Origin of the sequence: Marinobacter sp. (assembly GCF_048259445.1) — a bacterium.
Classification (GTDB): Bacteria; Pseudomonadota; Gammaproteobacteria; order Pseudomonadales; family Oleiphilaceae; genus Marinobacter.
Map to the genome: position 1 here is coordinate 32,455 of NZ_JBLXHQ010000007.1, position 25,090 is coordinate 57,544.

The following is a 25,090-nucleotide window of genomic DNA, read 5'->3' on the forward strand; positions in this document are numbered from 1 at the left end:
CTCAATCTGTTACCATGGCTCAAACTCCCAACAAAGAGCTGAGATACGATGGATGCAACCAAGTTTTACATCAACGGGAAATGGGTCACCCCTGAAAGCACCCGGAACCTGGACGTTATAAACCCTTCGGACGAAAAAGGGTTTTCCACAATTACTCTGGGCTCACAGGCTGATACGGACAACGCTGTCAGCGCTGCAAAAAAAGCCTTTCCTGCCTGGTCGGCGTCTTCCAAAGAACAACGTGTTGAGCTGCTGGAACGTCTGTTCGAAACCTACAAGGCGCGAGCAGAAGAGATGGCGCAAGCCATCAGCCAGGAAATGGGTGCGCCCATTGATCTTGCGCGAAGTGCACAGGTGGGCGCCGGTGCGGTACACCTTAAAAACACTATACGCGCGTTGAAGTCTTTCAATTTTGAACACCCCCTCGGTGACCACGCACCGGACAACATCATCATTCACGAAGCTGTGGGTGTATGCGCGCTGATCACTCCCTGGAACTGGCCGATGAACCAGGTAATGCTCAAGGTTGCTCCGGCGCTTGCCGCAGGCTGCACTGTGGTGCTCAAGCCCTCTGAGATCTCTCCCCTGTCGGCCATGCTTCTCGCTGAGATGATTGATGGCGCAGGCTTCCCGGAAGGCGTTTTCAACCTGGTTAATGGCGATGGCGCAGGCGTTGGTTCGCAATTATCCGAGCACCCGGACGTTGATCTGGTCAGCTTTACCGGCTCCACTCGCGCAGGCAAAGCCATCACCATTGCTGCCGCAGACACGATGAAGCGAATCGGCCTCGAGCTGGGCGGCAAAGGCGCCAATATCATTTTTGCTGACGCCGATGAAAAAGCCGTGACCCGCGGTGTACGCCACTGCTTCGCTAACTCCGGCCAATCATGTAACGCGCCTACAAGAATGCTGGTGGAGAAGTCTGTTTACAAACAGGCTGTTGAAACTGCAGCGATGATTGCGGGTAAAACTGACGTAGGCCTCGCGGGAAATGAAGGTCGGCACATCGGGCCAGTGGTCTCGGAGCAGCAGTTCCAGAAGGTTCAGGCACTGATCAAAAAAGGTATCGAGGAAGGTGCTACCTTGGTGGCCGGCGGTGAGGGCCGCCCAGAAGGTTTTGAAGAAGGCTATTTTGTTAAGCCAACGGTGTTTGCGGATGTAACACCCGGCATGACCATCTGGAGCGAAGAAATCTTCGGACCGGTTCTGGCCATCACGCCTTTTGAAACAGAAGAAGAAGCGATAGAGCTGGCTAACGATACGCTCTACGGCCTTACCAACTACATCCAGACGTCTGACAAGGAAAAAGCCCGCAGAGTGGCAAGGCAGGTCAGATCCGGCATGGTGGAAATCAACGGAAAATCCGGAGCGGCAGGCTTTCCATTTGGCGGCATGAAACAGTCCGGCAACGGCAGCCGCGAAGGTGGCGTCTGGGGTCTGGAAGAGTTCCTGGAGGTTAAATCCGTCACTGACTGGTAACCGACTCCCTGCTCTGCTCATGGTAACCGGGGCCGAAGGCGCTAATCGTCGGCCTAAGCCCCGGTATCGCAGGCGTTACACTCTGCATCTCCCTGTCAGTAAACGTCCTCCAGATAGCGTCCTTCGGCTCTCAGCCCATCGACATCCATACACAGCGGCTTGAGGATTGAGTCAAACACCTGCTTTACACCTGCGGCCATCTCTCGGCCTCCGCAAACCAGAACCTGCGCGCCTTTTTCAATTAACTGACGCAACGCGGTTTCATCCGCGATGATGGCATCCTGAACATAAGATTTTTCGGCTGATCTGGAAAACGCAGTATTCAACCCGGTAAGCCTATGATCCGTCAAATAACGCCCAAGTTCCGGTTGGTAGAGAAAATCCGATTGGGGATTGCGCCCGCCCCAGTACAGGTACATAGGGTTGCGTTCCGTATTTTTCCGGATGAAACCGGCAAGCGGTCCGATCCCTGCACCCGCGCCCACGAGGATAATGGGCCTGGCGCCTCCCGCCGGACGAAAACCCGGATTCTTCTGAATATACCCGGTAACCCGATCTCCTGGTTTGAGGCTGTGCAGGTACCCTGAACAAAGCCCATGGGTCTGTTTGCGAACACAAATTTCCAGTTGCCCGTCGGAGGCGGAAGATGCCAGTGAATACAATCGCGCAGCCTCTCCTCCGGGGGGCGAAACTCCAAACAAGTCGCCTGCCTCGAAACTCGGCAGGGTCGACCGGTTTCTTAAAAATAATACCTGCCAAAAGTTCCTGCGGCTCTCTACCGGCTTGAAACGCAATATGCTCGTAGGTGCCTGCACCGCAACGCCGTAATCAACGCGTTCAACCAGCTCAAACTGTGAAGTAACCGTGGGCGCGGGGTTATGGGTCAGGACCAACGGAATGCCCATGCGCTCGCTGACAGCCTCTCCCCATTCCCGAAACTGTAGCGCGGAACCGCGATCAATTCGGGTAGCGGGATGCATTCGCTGCAGGCCCTTGTTACTGAGGGCGGCATCCACGTCCAGTGCATACTGGCAGAATTTCGGGAACTGCTGATCACCAAATCCCAGAACCGCGAACTCCAACCCCTCACCGGCCTGAAAATGTTCCAGTCGAGTCATAAACTGACTCGCAGACGACGGGGCGGCACCGTCACCATAGGTTGATGTCAGAATGAAAAGCGCATGTGCTTGTGGATAGTGCTTCGCCATGTCATTCATTGGCGCGCAGTGAACCTTCATGCCAGCCTTGTTGAGCTCGCTCTGGAGATCCCTCACAAAACCCCACGTGCTATTGCCTTCAGAACCCACCAGAATAACTGCCTCAGCAGCTTCGATGCTGGCACTTTCACCCAGGCGCAGAGATGCTGAACGTCGCCGCCACCAGATCTGAAAACCGGAAACCGACAGCACCGGCACTGTCAGGGCGGCCACGCCAAGAAGCAGGCCTAACCACCACAGGCCCTCCCCTGTATGCAGGCGAATCATCCAATGCTGAAACTGGCTGCCCGCCGAACGCGGTTGGAACTGCAGCAGCTCTCCGGTAGATTGATCAATGAAGCCGGAACCCTGAGTGGTGCTCAGGGAGTAGACGTCACCGGGATCATCCGGATAGGGGAACACCAGCTCACGTAGCTCATTCGCATCAAAGCCCTTCAGCGCATTCAAAGCGCTTACCGGTACCGGCGTGCCGCCTGACACCTGCGCAGGAAACGATGGCTCTGCGCTGGCAGCCTCCGGCAAAACACCAAAACGTATGGCAGACATGTAGCTGCCGGTCAGTGCCGACAGCAGCAAACCAATAACGGCAAAGCGCGCCAGCTCAGTATGAATCCGTGGGCTGCCGGACCCTGCAACCGGTCGTAAAATCGCCTTCCAGCCGCCCATACGTCGAGCCAGCATATAGAGTCCGGAGACGCAGATCAGTGCCATTAGCGCCGCCAAAACGCCGGCAACCATTCTGCCCGCATCATCCAAAAGAAGCGACCGATGCAGATTCTTTACCCAGCGCAAAACGGCAGAAGGTTGATAAGGCCTAATACTTTTACCCGTCAGTGGATTTACCAGATCAGCGCCGGGCTGGCCGTCATGATTATAGTAAACGATGACTTCGCCGGAGAGACTACGCTCAATCTGTTCAGTGCCCGGATAGTTCACGACTACGCGTCCAGCCAGGTCGGCGATGCTGATTTCACCGGCAGCCGGGATAATCGCCGCCGACCGCTCGATGGCAGGCACTGCCGACAAAACAACTCCCGAGATCGCCAGCACCATCAATAATAAAGCGGCGACCAATCCGGGAATACCATGAAGCTTACGCAACATAAATATCGCTCCCGTCCACTACTTGAGTTCATAAACGAAAGAGTGGACATAGCCATGGCCAGAAACCGTCTTCCCAGAACCTTCCGTGGTCAGCGGTGCGACCACATCCGAACGGTTGTCACGCATATCTTCAACGGCAGTATCTACACGAACCTGGTAACCGGAATCGATCAAGGCGTCCTCAAGTTCCAGGGTTATTTTCAGGGTGCGTCCACTGCTTACACTGGCACCTGTAAGCCCATCGTATTCGGCCTGGTTAAGCCCACTGCCACGCGCCCAGTCGCGCAGATGTTTGTAGTATTTGCTCTTCTCACCAGCAATCCAGAGAGTCCCATGGTAGTTCCCATCAGTATCGGTGAGGTAGAGCGCCAGGTAAGCCCCGTCACCGCCATAATCGCTCAGCTGGGTGGTAAAGGTGACTTCCCGGGCCTGCACGCAGGCCGGCAAAACCATTGCATTCGCAAGGCCCAGAGCAAACAGAATCTTTTTCATGATGTGATCTCCATTAATTACTCAACCGTCACGCGGGGACGGCCTTTGACGATGCTTTTGCGCGAAACCCGCTCTTCGTTGACCTGTTCGCTGTAGCTCTGTGATGTCTCTCGACGGTCATCATCATGATCGTCGTCATCCTCCCGCTCCATTTCCATCAACTCAAAGGTTGCCGGCGAGTACTCAGCTTCCACACGGTTCCCATCCGGATCCCTTCCTTTAACTTCGTAGCAACCGTCGTCCACCTTGATGCGGAATACCGTCCACCCTTTGGCTTCCAACTGTTTCCGAAGGTTCTCCCGGGGCTGCCACCCGGAAACCGGATCGTCGCAATCATCGTCAGCCAGGGCGCTGTTACTCATAAGCAGCAGCGACAATGTGATAACAATGGGCTTGATATTCATCGCACGTCTCCCGTTGAATCCGTTAAGTGAATATTAAGGTTCTTACCTGACACTGGCCTGAACAATGGGCCAATCAAACGCTTAAGAGAGATAAAACTGGCAACGCTGCCGCCCGCAAGGAGTGTGGCCATCACAAAACCAATTGGTTGCTGCCACCATTGCAGCGGGGCCATCCATACGGCATGAAACACCAGCAGAAGATACAGAACCGGCATGGTCCGATGCAGATTACGCCACAGCTTGAAGGGGAAAAACTTTCGTAAAAGGCTGATGAGCAACATTGCAAGCAGTAGATAAATTGTGAATTCACCGACCTCCTCGGCGGCATCACGCATCAATTCAATAAAGCCGGAATAATTCCGCTGACCCAGAGCTTCGGCCTGGCCAAAAATCCACTCGAAAACATCGTCACCCATTTCAATCAACCAGTGGATGGCAGCAAATATCCCGGTGAGAATGCCGGCCCATTTATGGGAGCGATACATCTCACTGCGCCCGCCCAGTGCACGAACCATCCAGGCAGGACGCAATGCCAGGATGACGGCAAGCGACATCAACGAAATGGCTAAAAGGCCGGTAAGATAAAGACTTTGTTCGTAAACCAACCAGGCCAGGGAACCACCGGAGTCTCTTGCCAGAGCCCAGGCCCACAACCCGGTGACGATAACGATAAAAGGGAAAAGCAACTTGATCATGGCATCCTCACTGATCGGCATTCAGAATCAATGGAGCCAAGAATAACGGGGTTTCCTGACAGCAAACTGAAGAGCGTCAGAACAGCCTGAGCGAGCATGGCTGTTTCAGGCTGCTGTCAGGTAGCGGCTGTAGTATCTTCTGATCATAATCAGGCGAAGGGTAAAGCATGCGGGTACTTTTGGTTGAAGATACAACCGGGCTAGGAGAGGCTGTGCGGGACCAGATCAGCGAAGATGGCCATGCTGTGGACTGGGTACAAAGCCTGGGTTTTGCAGAAAACAGCGTGAAAGCTACTGCCTATAACCTGATTTTGCTCGATCTGATGCTACCGGATGGCCACGGTTTTGATTTTTTGAAGAAACTGCGGGCGACCGGCGATTCGACCCCGGTGATTATTCTGACCGCCAGGGACCAGGTTTCAGACCGGATTGCGGGGCTGAATGCCGGCGCTGATGACTATCTGATAAAACCATTTGATTTATCAGAGCTGTCTGCCCGGATAGCAGCCGTGGCGCGTCGCTATCGTGGTAACCCGAACCCTCTGGTACGTATCGGCGACCTTGAAGTGGACCTCGGTGATCATAGAATCAACCGCAACGGTCTGCCGGTGGAGCTTACGGCACGGGAATGGGCGCTGTTTGAGGGATTCCTCCAGCGCCCGGGAATACTGCTATCGCGGGCACAGCTTGAAGATCGCCTTTACGAGTTCGGGGCAGAAATTGAAAGCAACACCATAGAAGTCTATATCAGCCGTTTACGCAAGAAACTGGGGCACAACGCCATAGTGACGGTCCGAGGTATGGGGTACAGACTGGAGGCTTATGACCACTAAAACCAGTTTGCACAAAACCCTGGGCATGTGGCTGACAATCGGAGTGACTCTGCTCTGGCTGTTGGGCGTATCGGCATCAGCTTTGGTAGCCCGGCACGAGATGAACGAAGTCTTCGATAGCGCACTCGCGGAAACAGCCCAACGCATCCTGCCATTGGCTGTTACCGACATCCTGAACCGGGAAACGGATGCTGGCCATCAACGGGCACCGGCCCTGAAGGATCATGATGAGTACCTTACTTATCTGGTTCGCAGTGCGTCTGGCGAGCTCCTGCTGCAATCCCATGATGTCGACCCGGATATTTTCGGCTCCCTGCCCAGCGAAGGCTTTTCAGAAACGTCGACACATCGATTTTACGGCGCATCAGCTGTAAGCGACACCATCTACATAGAAGTCGCCGAACCCCTGGCGCACCGGCGCGAAGCAGTTCTTGAGACAAGCCTGGCATTGCTCATACCACTATTGCTCCTGATCCCTGTCAGCCTGCTTGGCGTCTGGTGGGTAATAAAGCTGTCACTGCGAAGGGTTGTGCTGCTGCAGCAATCGATTGAGGCCCGTGGCGGCGGCGACCTTTCCCCGGTGGGGGTTGAGCGTTTGCCAAAAGAGTTTGAACCCATCGCGATCGCCGTCAACCGTTTACTTGAGCGCCTGCGCCGCGCACTTGAAGCGGAGCGCAGCTTTACAACAAACAGCGCACATGAGTTAAGAACACCACTGGCTACCGCGCTGGCCAAGCTCCAGCGTTTAAAGGCGGAAGTGGAAAGTAGCAGCGCCGGGCTACAGGCCCGCGAGATCGAAGAATCTCTTCGCACCCTCTCCAGACTCTCGGAGAAACTACTGGAGCTGGCGAAAGCTGAGGGTGGCAGTGCCTTATCAGAAAACCACAGCGATCTTGTGCCCATAGCAAAAATGATCGTCAACGATTTTGAGCGTATAGCGCCCGGCCGCCTGGGGCTGCACCTGCCTGAAGACAGCGTAGAATCGTTACTGGACCCCGACGCCTTTGCCATCCTGCTAAGGAACCTGATAGAGAACGCGCTCAGGCACGGCGCCGCCGATCAGCCAATAGACATCAGCCTTACAGGTGAAGGCACCCTTCGCGTCATCAACAGGGGAGAGATTGTGCCACCAGAAAAACTTGTCTTGTTGCGGAACCGCTTTATGCGCTCCAATTCAACAATTCCGGGCTCCGGTATTGGGCTCGCGATTGCAGAAGCCATTGCAAGCGGTGCAGGTATTACTCTGAACCTCCGGTCGCCGGCCGCAAGTCAGACCGACGGTTTCGAAGCAGAGCTCAATGTTGCGGTTATCCGCGCTGGAAATTAAAGGCTTGCCAGATCAATTCTGCCGCGTGACAACTTCACCCTGCCCTTGCGCTCAAGCTCTTTCAGCAACCGGCTGACAACCTCTCTGGCAGTTCCCAGTTCAACGGCCAGTTCTTGATGAGTGATGTGAATAGGACTGCGCCGGGCGTCCAACCATTCTTCAAGGCGTTCATCCATGCGGCGAAAAGCCACCTCTTCCACGAGCAACATGAGGTCATCGAGTCTGCGCCCATAAGACTCCATAATCCCCAGGCGAAAAGTAGCAGACTGGTCCATGAGCCGGTCAAACAGTCCCCTGGGTACCATAGCAGCTTCGGATTCCTCCTCTACAAAAGCCTCTGCACGATAGCCATAGCCTGTCATCAGGCAGCCAATCGACAAAGTGCAAATGTCATCGGCACCCATACGATACAACACGATACTGTTACCGGAAACACCGGTCATCTGCACTTTCACCGCACCACTGAGCATCAATGGCAGGCCCTGGCAATGCTCGCCGGCCCGGAACAGAATTTTGCCTGCCGGGAAACGCATAACCTGTATACTTTCAAGAGCTTCCTTGTGAAGCTCACGCGGCAGGGTTTCCAGAATGCTGTGGTGTAACATATATCTTCCTTGGGCTTTTAAAACTGGTAGCACCAGTGTGACTTTATCACTGAACTGGTTTGCAGTGAGCGCTAAAGTAATAACCCTAGCCTCATACCAACACAGGAGAATGGATCATGAGCGTTAATATGGGTTCTGCAGACCGGATCATTCGTGCCATTGTAGGCATTGTACTTCTGGCGCTGGTGTTTGTCGGCCCTCAAACACCTTGGGGCTGGATTGGCATTGTGCCGCTGGCTACTGCGCTGATGGGCAACTGCCCTGCGTATTCACTGCTGGGTATAAAAACCTGTAAAAAGCAGTAAAGCTCAGCCAGACACAAAAAAGCCGAAGTGACGGGGAATCGCTTCGGCTTTATTTGTTTGGGAGGCTGGTTATTTTACTGGTGCGTTGAGCGCGTCCAGAACCTCTTCAAGTTCAGATATCATTTGACGGATAAGCTGCTTGTAATGAGTGGTGTCATCCTTCACTTCATGGCTACTAAGCTTCTGTTTGGCACCACCGATGGTGTATCCCTGCTCATACAGCAAGCTTCGTATCTGCCGGATGGTAATGACATCCGCACGCTGATAATACCGGCGGTTACCCCTGCGTTTAACAGGCGATAACTGTGGGAACTCTTGCTCCCAATAGCGCAGGACATGGGCCTTTACCGCACACAGATCTGCCACTTCACCGATCGTAAAGTACCGCTTCCCGGGAATAGCAGGGAGTTCGTTGTTATGACTGGGTTCCAACATACGCTTCTACTTTCTGTTTCAGTTTCTGTCCCGGGCGAAACGTAACAACACGTCGTGCGCTTATCGGAATCTCTTCACCGGTTTTCGGGTTCCGCCCCGGGCGCTGTTTTTTATCGCGCAGGTCAAAATTACCGAAACCCGACAGTTTTACCTGTTCGTTGTGGCTGAGCGCGCCCCTGATTTCATCGAAAAAAGCTTCCACCATTTCCTTGGCTTCACGTTTGTTCAGGCCCAATTCCTCATACAAGCGCTCTGCCATTTCCGCTTTCGTCAAAGCCGCCATCTCTCAACTCCTCAGTGTTGCACCCAACTCTTCCTTCAGTGCGTCGATGACACCGTTGAAGAGCGAATGCACCTCATCTTCATTCAGCGTGCGTTCAGGATGCTGCCAGAACAGACTCAGAGCCAGGCTCCGGTTGCCCTCGCCAAGACTCTCTCCTTCATAAACATCAAACGCACGCAACGCCGTCAGGCGCTCGCCGGCATGTTTTCGGGCTACACGCTCAACGTCGGCAAACGCGACTTCACCACCGATAATAATAGCCAAATCCCGGCGAACTTCCGGGAATTTCGAAATTTCTTTGAAATTAGGCACATATCCGGTAATGATCGAATTCAAGGATAGCTCAAACATCAGAATCGTGCCATTAAGTTCAAGATTTTTCTGAACTTGCGGGTGCAACGTACCCAGCCATCCAACATGTTCACCGTCCCGCAGAAGTTCAGCTGTCTGGCCCGGGTGCAAAGCCGGGTGCCGGCTACCCACAAATCCGATTTCAATACCCAGCAAACTGAACAGACCTTCCAATTCACCTTTTACATCAAAAAAGTCCGCAGTTCTGCGACCATTCACCCAGTTTTCAGGGTACTGTGAACCAACAACTACGCCCGCCAGCATAGGGCGCTGATCAATTCGCTGATCGTCCTTTAGAAAACGTAACCCTGTCTCGAACAGGCGGATCCGCGACTGCTGTCGGTTCTGATTGTGGGCAACCGTTTTCAGCAAACCACTCCAGAGGCTTGTCCGCATCACTGACAAGTCCGATGAAATCGGATTTGCCAGCGCAATACCTTCACGCTCGGGATCTATTTGCTCCTGCACCTTGGGGTCCACAAAACTGTAAGTGATCGCCTCCTGATAACCATGGGAAACAAAGTAATCACGTATCGCCGAAACCGGGCGAACCGCTTCCTCGCTCACTCTCAGGCCGAGTGAACCCGTCGGCTCAGTAACCGGCAGGTTGTTGTAGCCGTAGATTCGCCCCACCTCTTCGATTAAATCTTCCTCGATTGAGATATCGGGGCGGAAGCTGGGGACATTGATGCGCCAACCGTTCTTCAACAACTTGCCGACAGTCAAGCCAAGCCGGATCAGGATTTCTTCAACCGTGGTGCGGTCGATGTCGAGACCCAGAACGTCGGCCAGGCGCTGTGAGCGGAGATCAATGGTGCGGGCTTTCGGCAAATGCTCAGCACTGGCCACTTCAACGATTTCGCCAGGCTCGCCGCCTACGATGTCCATGAGCAGGCGGGTTGCACGCTCCATGGCGTCACGGGCAAGCTCATAGTCAACACCACGCTCGAAGCGGTGTGATGCATCTGTGTGCAGGCCGTAATAACGGGCTTTGCCCGCGAGGGTGATCGGCTCAAAGTAAGCCGCTTCAAGCACAAGATCACGGGTTTTTGCACTTACACCCGAGTGCTCACCGCCCATGACGCCAGCGATAGCGATGGGTTTTTCCTGATCTGCAATAACCAGTGTCTGTTCCGTCAGCTCAACTTCCTGACCATCCAGCAAAACCAGTTTCTCCGCAGGAAGCGCCATGCGGACAACAATGCCTGCACTGATTTCATCACGATCAAAAGCATGCATGGGCTGACCCTGCTCCAACATCACATAGTTGGTCACATCTACAGCCGCATCAATTGAGCGAACGCCTGAACGACGCAGTTTTTCCTGCATCCACAGGGGCGTCTCCGCCTTCAGATTCACGTTGCGAAGAATACGGCCCAGATAACGCGGACAACCCTCTGGTGCATCAACGCGTATATCTGGCACTTCAGAGTGCACGGCTTCAACCGGCTCAATCTGTGGCGATCGGGGAACCAGGCTGTTCAGCACGCCGACTTCGCGAGCAATGCCTTTGATAGAAAGACAATCGCTACGGTTGGGTGTCAGGTCCACATCGATGGCTACGTCATTCAACTTGAGATAATCACTTAACGCCACGCCAACCGGAGCATCGGCAGGCAATTCCAAGATGCCGTCGTGGTCTTCGGACAACCCCAGCTCGGCTCCCGAGCACAACATACCTTCCGACGGCTGGCCACGAAGTTTTGCTTTCTTGATCTTGAAATCGCCGGGCAGCACCGCACCAATCACAGCAAAAGGCACCTTTATGCCTTGGCGAACATTCGGGGCACCACACACAACCTGAACGGTCTGGCTCCCATCACTAACCTGGCATACGCGAAGCTTGTCAGCATCTGGGTGAGGCTCCGCAGACAGGACCTCGCCAACCACAACCCCCTGAAACTTTCCGGCCACAGACTCGAAGCCATCGACTTCCAACCCTGCCATCGTTATTTGATCCATCAACTCCTGGGAGCTGATTTCCGGGTTAACCCATTCGCGCAGCCACTGCTCACTGAATTTCATGGTAATTGCCTTGTCCTGATGCGGTTTCGGATGTTGATTTGGATACCGTAAAGCGCCGTGTTAACGGAATTGACGTAAAAAGCGCAAGTCGTTCTCGAAGAACATACGCAAGTCGTTTACGCCATAACGGAGCATTGCCAGACGCTCTACACCCATACCGAATGCAAAGCCGCGATACTCTTCGGCATCAATACCGCAGTAACCGAACACCTTCGGGTGCACCATGCCGCAACCCATAATCTCCAGCCACTTGATGCTGCCATCGGCTTCCCGGCCCCACTCGATATCCACCTCTGCAGAAGGCTCGGTGAACGGGAAGTAGGACGGGCGAAAACGGACCTGAAGGTCGCGCTCGAAAAACACCCGCAGAAACTCTTCAACCGTGCTTTTCAGATCGGCAAAACTGACATTTTTCTCGACCAGCAACCCCTCGATCTGATGAAACATGGGGGTATGGGTCATATCCGAATCACAGCGATACACCCGGCCAGGGCAAATCATGCGAAATGGGGGCTTTCCGGCCTCCATGGTACGAATCTGCACCGGAGAGGTGTGAGTGCGAAGCAAAGTACCGGGATTGAAATAAAAGGTATCGTGCATTGCCCGCGCAGGATGGTGGCCGGGAATGTTGAGAGCTTCGAAGTTATGGTAGTCGTCTTCGATTTCCGGCCCCTGCTCCACCGTGTAACCGGCACGGGAAAAGAAGTCCTCTATGCGCTGGAGCGTGCGAGTTACCGGATGCAGACCACCAAGGTCCTGGCCACGCCCCGGCAGGCTCACATCTATGGATTCACCTGCAAGCTTCTGTTCAATGGCAACGCGTTCAAGATCGCTGCGGCGAGCGTTAATCGCTTGTTCGACTTGTCCTTTTGCCTCATTGATCTTCTGGCCAGCGGCGGGGCGCTCTTCTGCAGAAAGTTTACCCAACGTTTTGGCCTGCTGCGTAATAGCGCCTTTCTTGCCGAGATATTCAACACGAATGTGATCAAGCGCCTGCAAACTGTCGGCTTTCTCTACTGCCGCCAAGCCGTCCTGAACCAGTTGCTCCAGGTTTTCCATTGACCCTGCTCCAAACCAGAAATGAGGATTTCAAAAACGAAATCTTGAAACAAAAATAGGGGAAGAGCGTGCCCTTCCCCTATTAAACGGTGCCTGTAGCGCAAATAGTCCAACGCCTGGAACCGGTTCGATTCGTAATCGATGAAAGAGCTAAGCGATCAAAGAGACGCTTTTGCTTTCTCAACAACAGCGGCAAACGCCTGCTGCTCGTTCATGGCCAGATCAGCCAGAACCTTACGATCGATTTCAACGTTTGCCTTTTTCAGGCCAGCGATCAAGCGGCTGTAAGACAGGCCATTAGCCCGGGCGCCAGCGTTGATACGAGCAATCCACAAAGCGCGGAAGGCGCGCTTGCGGTTACGACGGTCGCGATACGCATACTGACCGGCTTTGATAACCGCTTGCTTGGCAACGCGGAATACACGGCTACGAGCTCCGTAGTAACCCTTGGCCTGCTTTAAAATCTTCTTGTGACGACGACGTGCAACCACGCCACGTTTAACACGAGCCATACTTTAATCCTTCTACCTTAAAACCGTTGTGAGTGTATTGCTGCCTTACTTACGGAGCATACGCTTTACGGAAGCCACATCAGATTTGGCAACCAGTGAAGTACCACGCAGCTGACGCTTACGCTTGGGTGTCTTCTTGGTCAGGATGTGACTGGTGAAGGCTGACTTGTGCTTGAAGCCGGTAGCAGTTTTCTTGAACCGCTTGGCCGCTCCACTTTTGGTTTTCATCTTAGGCATTTTTAAAACTCCGCATTCTGTTTTTTTAAATACATCAATGTGAACCTGAACGACAAATCCCCCGCCTTGGGCAGGGGATGAATCATTGAATCAGATTCACTTCTTTTTGCGGGGAGCTACGATCATGGTCATTTGCCGGCCTTCCATTTTCGGCCGCATTTCAACCTGAGCCAGCGCCTCAATATCTGCTTCGATGCGTTCCATGAGTTTCATACCAATTTCCTGGTGTGCCATCTCACGGCCACGGAAGCGGATAGTGATTTTGCCGCGATCCCCGCCTTCAAGGAAACGTACCAGGTTGCGTAGTTTTACCTGGTAATCCCCTTCTTCAGTTCCTGGTCGGAACTTAAGCTCTTTGACTTGCGTCTGTTTCTGTTTCTTCTTGGCAGCAGCCTTCGCCTTTTTCTCGTCGAAGACCTTCTTGCCATAATCCATTATTTTACAGACGATCGGATCGGAATCTGTAACCTGTACCAGATCCAGGGTCGCCTCCTCTGCCATCTTGAGGGCGTCTGCGATCGGAACTACACCTACCTGATTGCCTTCGGCATCGATCAGGCGGACTTCAGTTGCATCAATATTCTCATTGATCGGCGCCTTTGGAGTACGCCCACCCCGATTCGTTCGCTGTTTAATAGTCAAATCTCCGTCTTGATTCTGCCCTTGCACTCAACATCTTCTTTCAGAAGTTGTTCGAACGCTTCGAGCGATAGAGTTCCCAAATCTTCACCTTTGCGGGTTCTCACCGCAACGGAGTTGTTCTCGACTTCTTTGTCGCCGACAACGGCAAGAAAAGGAACTTTGTTAATTGTATGCTCGCGGATTTTAAAGCCGATCTTCTCGTTTCTCAAGTCAGCATTAACCCTAAAGCCCAAAGAATCCAACTTTTTCGCAAGATCCTGGCAATAATCGCGCTGATTATCGGTGATATTGAGAATAGCGACCTGAGTCGGGGCCAGCCAGGTCGGGAATGCGCCCTCATACTCCTCAATCAGAATACCGATGAACCGTTCGAATGAACCAAGCACGGCACGATGCAGCATTACCGGAGTTTTGCGCTCGGAGTTATCCGCAACATATTGCGCACCGAGGCGTCCAGGCATAGAAAAATCGACCTGGATAGTGCCACACTGCCATACCCGCCCGATACAGTCCTTGAGAGAAAACTCGATTTTCGGGCCGTAAAAAGCGCCTTCGCCCGGTAACAGTTCCCAATCGACACCTTCACGATTCAGGGCTTGCTCCAGTGCGGCTTCGGATTTGTCCCAGACTTCGTCTGAACCCACGCGTTTTTCCGGGCGGGTAGACAGCTTGTACAAAATCTCGGTAAAGCCAAAGTCCTTGTAGACTTCGTGCAGCAAATCGATGAACTTCGACACTTCGTTTTGAATGTCGCCTTCTTCACAAAAGATGTGAGCGTCGTCTTGGGTAAAGCCGCGCACACGCATCAGCCCGTGCAATGCGCCCGAGGCTTCGTTTCGGTGACAGGAGCCGAACTCCGCCAGGCGCAGGGGCAAATCTTTATAGCTTTTCAGGCCCTGATTAAATACCTGAATGTGGCACGGGCAGTTCATGGGCTTGATGGCAAAGTCGTGTTTTTCCGACTCGGTGGTAAACATCCCCTCTTTGAACTTGTCCCAGTGCCCGGATTTTTCCCACAGCGTGCGGGACACGATCTGAGGTGTCTTTATTTCCTGGTACCCGTGACGGTGCAGGATATCGCGCATGTACTGTTCCATTTGCTGATAAATGGTCCAGCCTGCCGGATGCCAGAACACCATGCCCGGCGCTTCTTCCTGCATGTGGAACAGGTTCAGCTTTTTACCGACTTTGCGGTGATCACGCTTTTCAGCTTCTTCGATGCGGTGCAGATAGGCTTTCAAGTCTTTTTTGTTAGCCCAGGCTGTGCCGTACACCCGCTGCAACTGTTCGTTATCAGTATCGCCGCGCCAGAAGGCGCCAGACACTTTGGTTAACTTGAAGGCTTTCATTTTGCCGGTGCTGGGCACATGAGGGCCACGGCAAAGGTCTATAAAATCGCCCTGGCGGTAAAAAGACAGATCTTCTTCGCCGGGAATGTCTTCAATAATGCGAACTTTGTACTCTTCGCCCATTTCGCTGAACAACGCAACCGCTTCGCTGCGAGACATCACCGAGCGCGACACCGACAAGTCCTGTTTGGCAAGCTCAGCCATGCGCTTCTCAATACGCGCCAGATCTTCGTTGGTGAAAGGGCGATCGTATTTGAAATCGTAGTAAAAGCCGTCGTCTATAACCGGACCGATAGTCACCTGAGCTTCCGGGAACAACTCTTTTACCGCCATCGCCAGCAGGTGTGCGGTGGAGTGGCGGATAACCTCAAGACCGTCGGCGTCTCGCTCAGTGATAATGGCGAGCTCAGCGTCATGTTCTATCAGATAGCTGGTGTCGACCAGGCTGCCATCGACTTTACCGGCCAGAGCGGCCTTGGCCAGACCGGCGCCAATGTCAGCCGCTACATCGTGCACGCTGACGGGTTGGGCAAAACTACGGTGGCTGCCATCAGGCAGAGTTACTACGGGCATGAAAAGCTCCAGAAAGTGCTCAGCGGTGGTCTATACCAAAGACCACTTGGGTGAATGGCAGCCACGATACAAACCGCAGTGCCAAGAATGCAGCGAAGTTTAACAGAAAAAAACCCGGCAGGTTAATGCCGGGTTATGCTTAAGGGCGTGCATGCCGCGACCGCGGAACTAGCGTGACGGCACAAAAGCCGGTCGCTCTCCTTCACCGGCCCTGCGCCGCAACTGTGTAAATGCCAGCAGACCAAGCAAGAGCAACGCCGGAATGAACATCAGTTCTTTTGGCGGGCGTGGATTTGTCACCTGAACGGTTTCGATGACCCAGCCAAAGCTCAGCCCGGCTTTTTCCGCATCGCTGCCAAAGTTAACGAACTCGACGTTCATAACGTCATCCGACGGGGAGACTTCCAGCCCGGCTGCCGCCAACCGCTGTTCAGGCGTGTCTCCTGCGGGCAGCGGTAACTGAAGATACTTCGATGTGTCATCGCCGGACAGCGACATACCCGAGGCCTGCAGCACAATCGGCTGGCCTGCTGCCACGTCGTCTACGTGTTGCAGCAGTTCCGCACCGGGGCGATCATTGGTCGGCGGATAGATTTCATCCCACCAGAATCCCGGACGAAACAGGGTGAACGTAATAAGCAGCAGACCGATTGTTTCCCACCAGCGGGTTTTGGTAAACCAGAACCCCTGGGTAGCGGCGGAGAAAACCAGCATAGCTGTGACTGCGCTGAATATTGTTACCAGCAGGTCGAACCAGCCGGTCAGCCCGATCAGCAACAACTGGGTGTTGAAGATGAACATGAACGGCAGAATGGCGGTTCGTATGTCGTAAGTGAAACCCTGTATACCCGTTCGTATCGGGTCTGCCCCCGATATTGCAGCCGCAGCATAGGCGGCAAGACCCACCGGAGGCGTATCGTCAGCAAGAATACCGAAGTAGAACACGAACAAGTGCACCGCAATCAGTGGCACCAACAGGCCGTTTTCCGCACCCAGGGTAACGATGACCGGAGCCATGAGGGTAGACACTACAATGTAGTTGGCAGTGGTTGGCAAGCCCATACCCAGTATCAGACTGATAATGGCCGTAAAGCCCAGCATGAGTAACAGGTTACCGCCGGAGATGAACTCTACAAACTGCGTCATCACCAGACCGATACCTGTCAATGTAACCGTACCTACCACGATGCCAGCGGTAGCTGTAGCCACACCGATACCAACCATATTGCGCGCACCGGTAACCAGCGAGTGCGTCAGGTCTGAGCCGCCCAGTTTCAGGCCGTCCAGGTATTGCCCCCTGTTCTGGAAGTAGGCTTTCAGCGGGCGCTGGGTGATGATAATGAACACCATGAACACGGTAGCCCAGAAGGCCGACAATTGCGGCGAGAAACGCTCTACCGTCAGGCACCACACCAGAACTACTACCGGCAACAGGAAATACAAGCCGGTTTTTACCGTATCTCCAACCGGTGGCAACTTGTCCATGAGTGAATCCGGGTCGTCTTCTTCAAGATCCGGGAAGCGTGAGCCATAACCCACAAGCGCGATGTAAATCGCCACCAGTATTGGCGTGAGCACCCACATAGCAGCGGACCCGAACACATCTTTCATCCAGCCAACGCCGTAATATACTCCCAGGGTAAGCACACTCAGCCCTAGCAGAATCATGACCCATACGAGCATGCGCTGGGCCAGTGTCGGCTTGTTCTGGCGCTCAACGCCCAGCATGTTCATTTTGCAGGCTTCCAGGTGCACGATATAGATAAGCGCCACGTAGGAAATCATAGCTGGCAGAATGGCGTGCTTGATGACTTCCAGGTAGGAAATACCTACATATTCGACCATCAGAAAGGCAGCAGCACCCATGATAGGCGGTGTTAACTGGCCGTTGGTCGAGGCCGCCACTTCCACGGCACCTGCTTTCGTAGCCGGAAAGCCCACTTTCTTCATCAGCGGGATGGTGAAGGTGCCGGTAGTTACAACGTTAGCTATAGATGAGCCGGAAATAATACCGCTGAGCCCACTGGCGACTACGGCCGCTTTAGCCGGGCCGCCGCGCATGTGACCGAGCATGGCATAAGCGACTTTTATGAAGTAATTACCTGCGCCAGCGCGCTCCAGCAGCGCGCCGAATAATACAAACAGGAAAACGAAACTGGTCGACACGCCCAGTGCCACACCAAATACACCTTCAGTGCCCAACCATTGGTGCGAAGCCAGCTTACTCAGGCTGGCGCCCTTGTGGGCAATGACATCGGGCATGAAAGGCCCACCCAGAGCGTAAATAATAAACACTGTGGCAACAACCGCCAGAGGGAGGCCCAGTGAACGACGAGTCGCTTCCAACAAAAACACCAGACCGGTGAGCGCAACAACAAGATCCTGAGTTTCAGGGGCGCCAGGACGGGTAGCAAGCTGATCGTAAAATACATAGAGATAAGAGGCTGTAAATGCCGCCCCCAAAGCAAGAATCCAATCGTAAAAGGGCACATGACCGGTATGCCGGCCCTTGAACATAGGAAAAGCAGCAAACGCCAGGAATGAGGCAAACGCCAAGTGGATAGAGCGGGCTTCTGTGGAGTTGAATACCCCTATTTCCAGAATAAACGGCAGTGGTGAAGCTATCCACAGCTGAAAAAGAGACCACAGTAAAGGCACCGTGAACAGAATAATGGCGGCGGTTCCAGTGGCCGCCCTTCCCCCGGTTTCGGTTTGAAGGAATTGTTCCACGTTCTGTTTGTCGACGGCACCTCCAGCTTTCGGCTCGCTATCGGTCATAGCAATATCCTGTTGAGAAGGAATCGAGAATATGAAATGGCCGCCGGGCACCTCGGTGGTGCGCCGGCGACTGAGATAAGGCTTACTTGATCAGGCCAGCCTCTTTGTAGTACTTGGCGGCTCCCGGGTGCAGAGGCGCACTCAGGGCATCAGCTACCATCTCTTCCTTCTTCAGGTTAGCGAAAGCGGGATGCAGGCGCTTGAAGCTGTCAAAGTTCTCGAACACAGCACGAACTACCTGGTACACAACATCGTCTGGTACGTCAGTAGACGATACGAACGTCGCGGCGACACCAAAGGTTGCAACGTCGTTGTCACTTCCGCGGTACATGCCACCCGGAATGATGGCTTTACGGTAGTACGGGTTTTCGTCGATCAGAGTTTTGGTGGCGCTGTTCTCAACGTTAACAACAACACTGTCGCAAGACGTGGTGGCTTCTTTGATCGCACCGGAGGGGTGACCAACTGTATAGAAGAAAGCGTCGATGTTGCCGTCGCAAAGGGCCTGGGACTGCTCAGCCGCTTTCAGTTCCGCTGCCAGGGAGAACTTGTCCATGGTCCAGCCCATTTCGTCCATCAGCACTTCCGCAGTCGCACGCTGGCCTGAGCCCGGGTTGCCGACTGAAACGCGCTTACCTTCCAGATCTTCAAAGGTCTTGATACCGGAACCTTTGCTGGCAATCACGGTGAACGGCTCTGGGTGCATGGAGAAAACCGCACGCAGTTTCGTGTTGGCGCCGTCGTCTTTGAACTGGCTGGTGCCATTGTAGGCGTGATACTGCCAGTCAGACTGGGCAACCGCGAGATCAAGCTCGCCCTGTCGAATGGCATTCAGGTTGTATACGGAACCGCCCGTACTTTCTACGGAGCAACGAATTCCGTGCTCTTTCCGGTCCATATTGACCAGACGGCAAATAGCACCGCCAGCCGGGTAATAAACGCCGGTCACGCCGCCGGTTCCGATAGTTACAAAACGTTGTTCCTGCGCAGAAACAGCTGTGGAAGCTGCACCCAGGCTGACAGCCGCAGCAATTGCAAATGCAGAGGCTTTAAGTTTCAGTGTCATGTGAATCGTTCCTTATTTTCGTCGTTGTCATCAACTGCCCGCCTGAGCACGCGGGCAAGTATCACGCTCATCACAGAACATAGACCACTTCACACGATAAATAAAGTATGGATTAGGTCGCTAACCAATTGAGCAAGCAACAAAAAAGCCCGCGATGCGGGCTTTTTTGCAACTGGCCGCAGTTTCTATTTTGCAGCGCGAGCCTTTGCAATCATCTGATCCGGCCTCAACAGGAACCTCGCAAGTGCCGGTAGTAGCCAGATTGCTCCAACCATATTCCAGAGGAACATGAAGAACAGCAGGAAGCCCATATCAGCCTGGAACTTGATGGGCGAGAAAATCCAGGTTACTACGCCAAGCCCGAGCGTTACGCCGGTAAACATAACAGCCTTACCCGTTGAGCGCAGAGTCTCGAAATAGGCATCCTGAAGGGTTTTTCCTTCCAGCAGATACTTTTCAAGCTTGCTGTAGATATAGATACCGTAGTCCACACCAATACCTACACCAAGCGCAATAACCGGAAGTGTTGCGACTTTGATACCGATACCCGACACCGCCATGATGGCTTCGCAGAGAATCGACGTCAGCCCCAGCGGAACGACGATACACAGCACAGCCCGAATGGAGCGGAATGTCGCAAAGCACAGGAGGCTCACCACGCCATAAACCAGGATAAGCATCATATCCTTGGCATTGGCGATAACCTCATTGGTCGCCGCTTCAACACCGGCGTTACCCGCCGCCAACAGGAAGGTGTGCTCTTCATTACTGTTTGCCTGAGCGAACACCTCAACCCTCTCAACCACAGTTTCCAGCGTTTCTGCCTTGTGATCCTCAAGGAAAACCAGAACGGGCGTCAAGCTGCAGGTGGTGTTAATGAGGCCTGTGGGCGCCTCACGAATGGACGCGTTGATGATGGTCTGGTTGCGGGAAATCTCATACCATTTCCAGTTCCCTTCATTCAGCGCTTTGGTCACGATCTTGGAGACGTCCGCAAGCGACGCAGAGGACTGAACGCCCGGCGTGTTCTGCAACTCCCACTGCAGTGAGTCCATAGCCCGCAGCACATTGTACTGGGTACATTGCTCTTCTGGCGTTTTCACCATCACAACCAGCACATCCGCACTGGTAGAATAGTTATTGATAATGTAAGCGTTATCCAGATTGTAGCGCGAGTCGGCCCGGAGCTCTGGCGCGCCCTGGTCAAGATCCCCAACTTTCAGGCCCTGCTTGTAGTACAGGCCAAGTCCCAATCCGATCACCGCAATCAACAAAGAAATCGGTGCAACTCCTGGATGTGCGAAGTAAGACATCAGGTGCCATTTCCGATCCTGCTTTTCGCCCTGGTTCTGCACGTGGCGAATACCACCTTTGGAAATACCGAGGTAGGACATGATCAGAACATGAAGCACCAGGTTGGTGATGATAACAAAAGCAACACCCAGACCAGCCGCTATGGCCAGATCACGGATGACATCAATTTCGATAAAGAACAGCGTAAGGAAACCGAAAGCATCGGAAATCAATGCCAGCATGCCGGGAATATAAAGCGCGCGGAACGCCAGACGAGCTGAGGTTTCAGCATCAAAACCTCTGGCCGCCTCGACCGCCATGGCGTTTACAATCTGCACACCGTGGCTGATACCGATCGCAAAGACCAGGAACGGCACCAGCACCGAGTATGGGTCGAGGCCGTAGCCCAGAAGCCTCAATGCACCCAGCTGCAGGAATACCGCAACTATGGAGGTGAAAACTGGCACCAGCGTGCCGGTAATGCTCCGGGAATACCAGAACAGCAACAGGGTAGTCAGCAGGATGGTAATGCCCGCAAACCAGGCAATTGAACCAATACCCTCAATCAGGTCACCGACCTTTTTGGCAAAACCTACAATATGAATATCAATATTGGGGTTCTGCTCTTCATACTTGTTACGGATCTTTTCCTCGAGCTGGCGGGAAAACGTTGCATAGTCCAGCGGCTCACCGGTTTCCGGATTTTTTTCATACAGAGGGGCATACACGATCGTGGACTTGAAGTTGTCAGAGACCAGCCGGCCTACTTCGTTGGAACGAAGAATATTCTGGCGCAGCTGTTCCAGGCTTGCGGGCGATCCGTCATAGCCATCCGGGATAACTGTGCCGCCCTGGAAGCCCTGCTCCGTTACTTCTACCCAGCGGACGTTTGATGTCCAAAGGGTTTTCAAGCCGGAACGATCAACACCATCAAGATAGAAAACCTCATCAGTAATCTGCTTCAGCGTCTCCATGTACTCGGCGGAGAAAATATCGCCGGTTTTGGTTTCCACAGCAATACGCACGAAATTGCCGAGGTTTTCGAGGTCATTCCGATGATCCAGCATGTTGATAATATAAGGATGCTCGAGCGGGATCATTCGCTCAAAACTGGCATCAGGCTGGATTTTTACAGCGTTATAGCCCAGAAACACCGTTAAAAGCAGGAAGCCGACAAGGATAACAGCCCGATTGTTGAAAATCAGACGCTCCAGAAACGGCTCTGCCTTGGGCGTTGTCAGGTAGTGTTCACCCTTGTCGTGGTGTGGGTTGGACATTCAAAAGCCCCTCTCTTATTTTTTCGGTTGTTGCCACATCAGGGCGTTATTGAAGGTTTTTTCCGCGCGAGTCTGTAATTGCTACGCCGCCTTCACCTACGATAAGAAGATTGGTTCCCGAAACCGGAACCACACCCATTACGCCAGCCCGGTCACCACGGAAATACTCACGGAATGAATCTGCGCCATTGCCGCTCATCAGCACTGTTCCGCCGTTACCAACCAGCGTTATCCGGCCGTCATCCGCAACAGCACCATCGTTGAGTGTCGCACCCGCACTGTTCGGAACCATGCGCCAGCTCTTTCCCAGGTCAGTAGAAAACAGCATATTTCCGCGCAAACCAAAGGCCAGAATCTCATTTACCTGGCCCGTACCGATAACACCGAAGAGAGAGCCAGGGTAAGGACTTTCACGCCGCTCCCATGTATCCCCGCCGTCCACAGAAACATGGATTTGCCCGGCCTCACCAACAATAACAAGCGCACCGCCGGCTACACGGGTAATGCTGTTAAGGTGAAAGTTCTGAGCATTTTCAATTTTTGGCGCCCAGTCATTCCAGGTTTCGCCGCCGTCTTGCGTGCGCAGGATCATACCGTAGGCTCCCACCACGAATCCGTGCTGGTCATTCTCAAACCAAACGCCCAGTAGCGGGTTTACAGGCCCGATATCCAGATCTGCCTGCATGTTTTCCATGGTGAAAAACAAATCATCCAGAGCCCACTCCAAATCGCTTTTTTCTTCTTCCGGTGCCTCCTCTATGCGCTCTTCCATCGCCGCAACCTGATCTTCCTTGCTGGCAATGGCCAGTTCAGATGCACCAATACCGGTTAACTGCAGACTCCAGTTCTCTCCGGCATCCTCGGTATGAAGCACCACTCCGCTGTGGCCAACCGCCCAGCCGTGAGTTCTGGATCCGAAATCCACAGCAGTCAGCGTAACTGCGACGGGGACGCTGCCCTGCGCCCAGGTTTGCCCGCTATCATCGGAGTAAATGATGTGCCCTCTTTCTCCGACAGCAACAATGCGGTCACCTGCACGCACTGCGTCATTCAGGAGATTCGTGGGAGCCAGGTCAGTTTGCCGGGCCGGCGTTTCGATGAGGTCCGCAAGCGCAAACGCCGCTGGTGTGAACCAAACCATGGAAAGCCCTAGGCAGGCTGCCCCCAGAGTCTTGCACGTCAATCTTTTAGCCATTCAGATTGCCTATTATGTTGTTTTAACTTTGTTTCTCTGACCGCTACTTAAAATTGCTTCCCTTAGCGGACACTCCTGCGACGCAGAGAGGCTGGAGAAAAATAGCGCTTATTCGGAACGTCTTCAGTAAAGACCCGGGTATTGGGCTCTTCCGTATCCAGGCCGAGCACGTGATAACGGCGGGCCTGTAAATCATGATAGACGTCCAGAACCGTCCACACACCCGGAAGTTCATAATAATTTTTTGCAAGCCCCATGGTCACACGCCACAACTCACCCCGACCATCATACTGGTCAAGCAGAACCGTGTTCCAGCTATCCGCATCCACATAGAACCGACGTTTTTTGTAAATGTGCCGTGCGCCGTCTTTCAGATTCGCTTCAACCACATGCACCCGATGAAGTTCCCAACGTGTAAGATCCGGGTTCAGGTGCGAAATGCCGAGTATTTCGGAGTAAGCTAAGCCTTTTTCGCCGATACGATAGTTGTTGTAGGGAATGTAAACTTCCTTCAAACCTTCATAAGACCAGTTATACCGGTCCAGTGCACCATTGAAAATATCTGTATCGTCTGCGGTCCGGAGATTGTCTGCTGCCGCAATCGGTGAATCGTAACCCAGATTTGGAGCACGTCGCACGCGGCGCTGCCCAGCGTTATAACCCCAGCCATTTCTCGGATTGATAATCTGGTTCAGAGTTTCATGGATAAGAATCGCGCCACCCGCGAGGCGGGGCGGCGACTGAGTGAAAGAGAGGTAATAGAAAATGATATTATCCAGTTCATCTTCACCGCCCTCAGGGTTGTAGAAATTAAAGAAGACCTCCTGCTGAGAGGTAACCAATGAATAGTCACCGTCGCTCTGAACAGCGACTTCACTTGAACGGCGAGTGCCCGAGACGCCGCGCCAGCGAGTCAGGTGGTTCCAGATTACCTGCCAGGCTTTCTGTTCATTGTTCCCATGAAGAATAGGGAAAGGATAGCCGCCAAAAGCGCCCTGCAAACCTTCACCCCTGCCAACGACCTCTGCCTCTACTGCGTTATCCCGGGTATTTTCAGCAACCCAGCCCGGTATCGCGTGAGTTCGGCGAGATTGGTAAACAGGCACACGGAAACTGGTGGGATAGGTTTCGAGCATGGCAATAACACCATCGGTGAGGTGTTCAGCATACTGATCTTTGTTGGAAGCATTAATGGTAAACAGCACCTCATCCGTCGGAAACGGATCGATATGATGCTGCCCTGCTCCCTGGAAACCAGCAGGCGCTTCTGTGAGGCCTCCGGTCCAGGCCGGGATAGTACCTGCATCGTTTCCGGCCTTGACCGAACCAAACGGTGTCAGATCCTGGCCGAGACGTGAAGCTTCAGCGGCGGAAACTGCTGCCCAAGAAGAAGCGGACGCTATCGAGAGGGCGAGCAAGCCCCCGAGTATCGCACTCTTTTTATAATTCATTGTATAGCCCTGGATTCGACTGGAAGCCTCTGGAAAGGCTTTTTATTGTTGCCTGACGGAAAGTAGGATTTCCGACAGGTTAACGGATCCGTCAATGTTGTCT

22 protein-coding genes are annotated in these 25,090 nt (G+C 53.5%); 4 read left to right on the forward strand and 18 right to left on the reverse strand.

Annotated features, from left to right (window positions below; all coding sequences use genetic code 11):
* The first annotated feature begins 48 nt into the window (after window positions 1–48).
* Complete coding sequence (locus tag ACN0RL_RS06950; protein WP_417515085.1) at window positions 49–1,479, forward strand: aldehyde dehydrogenase family protein; 1,431 nt, start codon at window positions 49–51, stop codon at window positions 1,477–1,479.
* Between the two features lie 95 nt (window positions 1,480–1,574).
* On the opposite strand, the gene ACN0RL_RS06955 is transcribed toward ACN0RL_RS06950, so the two are convergent.
* The 4 genes from ACN0RL_RS06955 to ACN0RL_RS06970 are packed head-to-tail and all read right to left on the reverse strand — an operon-like array spanning window position 1,575 to window position 5,391.
* Window positions 1,575–3,800 (reverse strand): PepSY domain-containing protein, encoded by a 2,226-nt coding sequence (locus ACN0RL_RS06955; RefSeq protein WP_417515087.1) that lies wholly within the window; start codon window positions 3,798–3,800, stop codon window positions 1,575–1,577.
* A gap of 18 nt (window positions 3,801–3,818) precedes the next feature.
* Window positions 3,819–4,292, reverse strand: coding sequence for a DUF2271 domain-containing protein (locus ACN0RL_RS06960; RefSeq protein ID WP_417515089.1), 474 nt, complete (start codon window positions 4,290–4,292; stop codon window positions 3,819–3,821).
* Between the two features lie 17 nt (window positions 4,293–4,309).
* Window positions 4,310–4,696, reverse strand: a complete 387-nt coding sequence (locus tag ACN0RL_RS06965; protein WP_417515091.1) for a PepSY domain-containing protein — start codon at window positions 4,694–4,696, stop codon at window positions 4,310–4,312.
* Window positions 4,693–5,391: a ferric reductase-like transmembrane domain-containing protein gene (locus tag ACN0RL_RS06970; RefSeq protein ID WP_417515093.1), complete on the reverse strand. Its 699-nt coding sequence runs from the start codon at window positions 5,389–5,391 to the stop codon at window positions 4,693–4,695. The genes ACN0RL_RS06965 and ACN0RL_RS06970 overlap by 4 nt, the downstream gene beginning before the upstream one ends.
* Before the next feature lie 167 nt (window positions 5,392–5,558).
* Here ACN0RL_RS06970 and ACN0RL_RS06975 point away from each other — a divergent pair, with 167 nt between their 5' ends.
* Together ACN0RL_RS06975 and ACN0RL_RS06980 are read left to right on the forward strand one after the other, a co-directional pair.
* A complete protein-coding gene (locus tag ACN0RL_RS06975) occupies window positions 5,559–6,224 on the forward strand; it encodes a response regulator (RefSeq protein WP_417515095.1) in 666 nt (221 codons plus the stop codon).
* Window positions 6,214–7,551 carry an ATP-binding protein gene (locus ACN0RL_RS06980; protein WP_417515097.1) on the forward strand — a complete coding sequence of 446 codons (1,338 nt, stop codon included), beginning with the start codon at window positions 6,214–6,216 and terminating at the stop codon, window positions 7,549–7,551. Before ACN0RL_RS06975 ends, ACN0RL_RS06980 begins: the two co-directional genes overlap by 11 nt.
* Here the strand turns inward: ACN0RL_RS06980 and ACN0RL_RS06985 are convergent.
* On the reverse strand, window positions 7,548–8,156 hold the full coding sequence (locus ACN0RL_RS06985) for a Crp/Fnr family transcriptional regulator (RefSeq protein WP_417515099.1): 609 nt from the start codon (window positions 8,154–8,156) through the stop codon (window positions 7,548–7,550). The genes ACN0RL_RS06980 and ACN0RL_RS06985 overlap by 4 nt on opposite strands.
* A gap of 116 nt (window positions 8,157–8,272) precedes the next feature.
* Here ACN0RL_RS06985 and ACN0RL_RS06990 point away from each other — a divergent pair, with 116 nt between their 5' ends.
* The gene (locus ACN0RL_RS06990) at window positions 8,273–8,461 is read left to right on the forward strand and encodes a DUF2892 domain-containing protein (protein WP_100689467.1); all 189 of its coding nucleotides are present in this window, start codon (window positions 8,273–8,275) and stop codon (window positions 8,459–8,461) included.
* Between the two features lie 69 nt (window positions 8,462–8,530).
* Here the strand turns inward: ACN0RL_RS06990 and ACN0RL_RS06995 are convergent, their stop codons facing one another.
* From ACN0RL_RS06995 to ACN0RL_RS07055, 13 genes are all read right to left on the reverse strand, one after another.
* Window positions 8,531–8,896, reverse strand: a complete 366-nt coding sequence (locus ACN0RL_RS06995) for a MerR family transcriptional regulator (protein WP_303593715.1) — start codon at window positions 8,894–8,896, stop codon at window positions 8,531–8,533.
* Window positions 8,877–9,179, reverse strand: coding sequence for an integration host factor subunit alpha (ihfA, locus tag ACN0RL_RS07000; protein WP_071264800.1), 303 nt, complete (start codon window positions 9,177–9,179; stop codon window positions 8,877–8,879). The genes ACN0RL_RS06995 and ihfA overlap by 20 nt, the downstream gene beginning before the upstream one ends.
* 3 nt (window positions 9,180–9,182) lie before the next feature.
* On the reverse strand, window positions 9,183–11,555 hold the full coding sequence (gene pheT / locus ACN0RL_RS07005; protein WP_417515102.1) for a phenylalanine--tRNA ligase subunit beta: 2,373 nt from the start codon (window positions 11,553–11,555) through the stop codon (window positions 9,183–9,185).
* 60 nt (window positions 11,556–11,615) lie between these two features.
* Window positions 11,616–12,614, reverse strand: a complete 999-nt coding sequence (pheS, locus tag ACN0RL_RS07010; RefSeq protein WP_417515104.1) for a phenylalanine--tRNA ligase subunit alpha — start codon at window positions 12,612–12,614, stop codon at window positions 11,616–11,618.
* 158 nt (window positions 12,615–12,772) lie between these two features.
* Window positions 12,773–13,126, reverse strand: coding sequence for a 50S ribosomal protein L20 (gene rplT / locus ACN0RL_RS07015; RefSeq protein WP_022989373.1), 354 nt, complete (start codon window positions 13,124–13,126; stop codon window positions 12,773–12,775).
* Between the two features lie 45 nt (window positions 13,127–13,171).
* A complete protein-coding gene (rpmI, locus tag ACN0RL_RS07020) occupies window positions 13,172–13,363 on the reverse strand; it encodes a 50S ribosomal protein L35 (RefSeq protein WP_417515106.1) in 192 nt (63 codons plus the stop codon).
* Window positions 13,364–13,459: 96 nt separating this feature from the next.
* Entirely contained in the window at window positions 13,460–14,005 is a 546-nt protein-coding gene (gene infC / locus ACN0RL_RS07025) for a translation initiation factor IF-3 (RefSeq protein WP_417515108.1), read from the reverse strand.
* Window positions 14,002–15,927 carry a threonine--tRNA ligase gene (gene thrS / locus ACN0RL_RS07030; RefSeq protein WP_417515110.1) on the reverse strand — a complete coding sequence of 642 codons (1,926 nt, stop codon included), beginning with the start codon at window positions 15,925–15,927 and terminating at the stop codon, window positions 14,002–14,004. The genes infC and thrS overlap by 4 nt, the downstream gene beginning before the upstream one ends.
* A gap of 168 nt (window positions 15,928–16,095) precedes the next feature.
* The gene (locus ACN0RL_RS07035; RefSeq protein ID WP_417515112.1) at window positions 16,096–18,705 is read right to left on the reverse strand and encodes a TRAP transporter permease; all 2,610 of its coding nucleotides are present in this window, start codon (window positions 18,703–18,705) and stop codon (window positions 16,096–16,098) included.
* Between the two features lie 82 nt (window positions 18,706–18,787).
* Window positions 18,788–19,771 (reverse strand): TAXI family TRAP transporter solute-binding subunit, encoded by a 984-nt coding sequence (locus ACN0RL_RS07040; RefSeq protein WP_417515114.1) that lies wholly within the window; start codon window positions 19,769–19,771, stop codon window positions 18,788–18,790.
* A 185-nt stretch (window positions 19,772–19,956) separates the two neighbouring features.
* Window positions 19,957–22,341, reverse strand: a complete 2,385-nt coding sequence (locus tag ACN0RL_RS07045) for an efflux RND transporter permease subunit (protein WP_417515116.1) — start codon at window positions 22,339–22,341, stop codon at window positions 19,957–19,959.
* Window positions 22,342–22,387: 46 nt separating this feature from the next.
* Window positions 22,388–23,536, reverse strand: a complete 1,149-nt coding sequence (locus tag ACN0RL_RS07050; RefSeq protein ID WP_417515118.1) for a WD40/YVTN/BNR-like repeat-containing protein — start codon at window positions 23,534–23,536, stop codon at window positions 22,388–22,390.
* A 62-nt stretch (window positions 23,537–23,598) separates the two neighbouring features.
* Window positions 23,599–24,987, reverse strand: a complete 1,389-nt coding sequence (locus ACN0RL_RS07055; RefSeq protein WP_417515120.1) for a DUF1329 domain-containing protein — start codon at window positions 24,985–24,987, stop codon at window positions 23,599–23,601.
* Window positions 24,988–25,090: the final 103 nt, after the last annotated feature.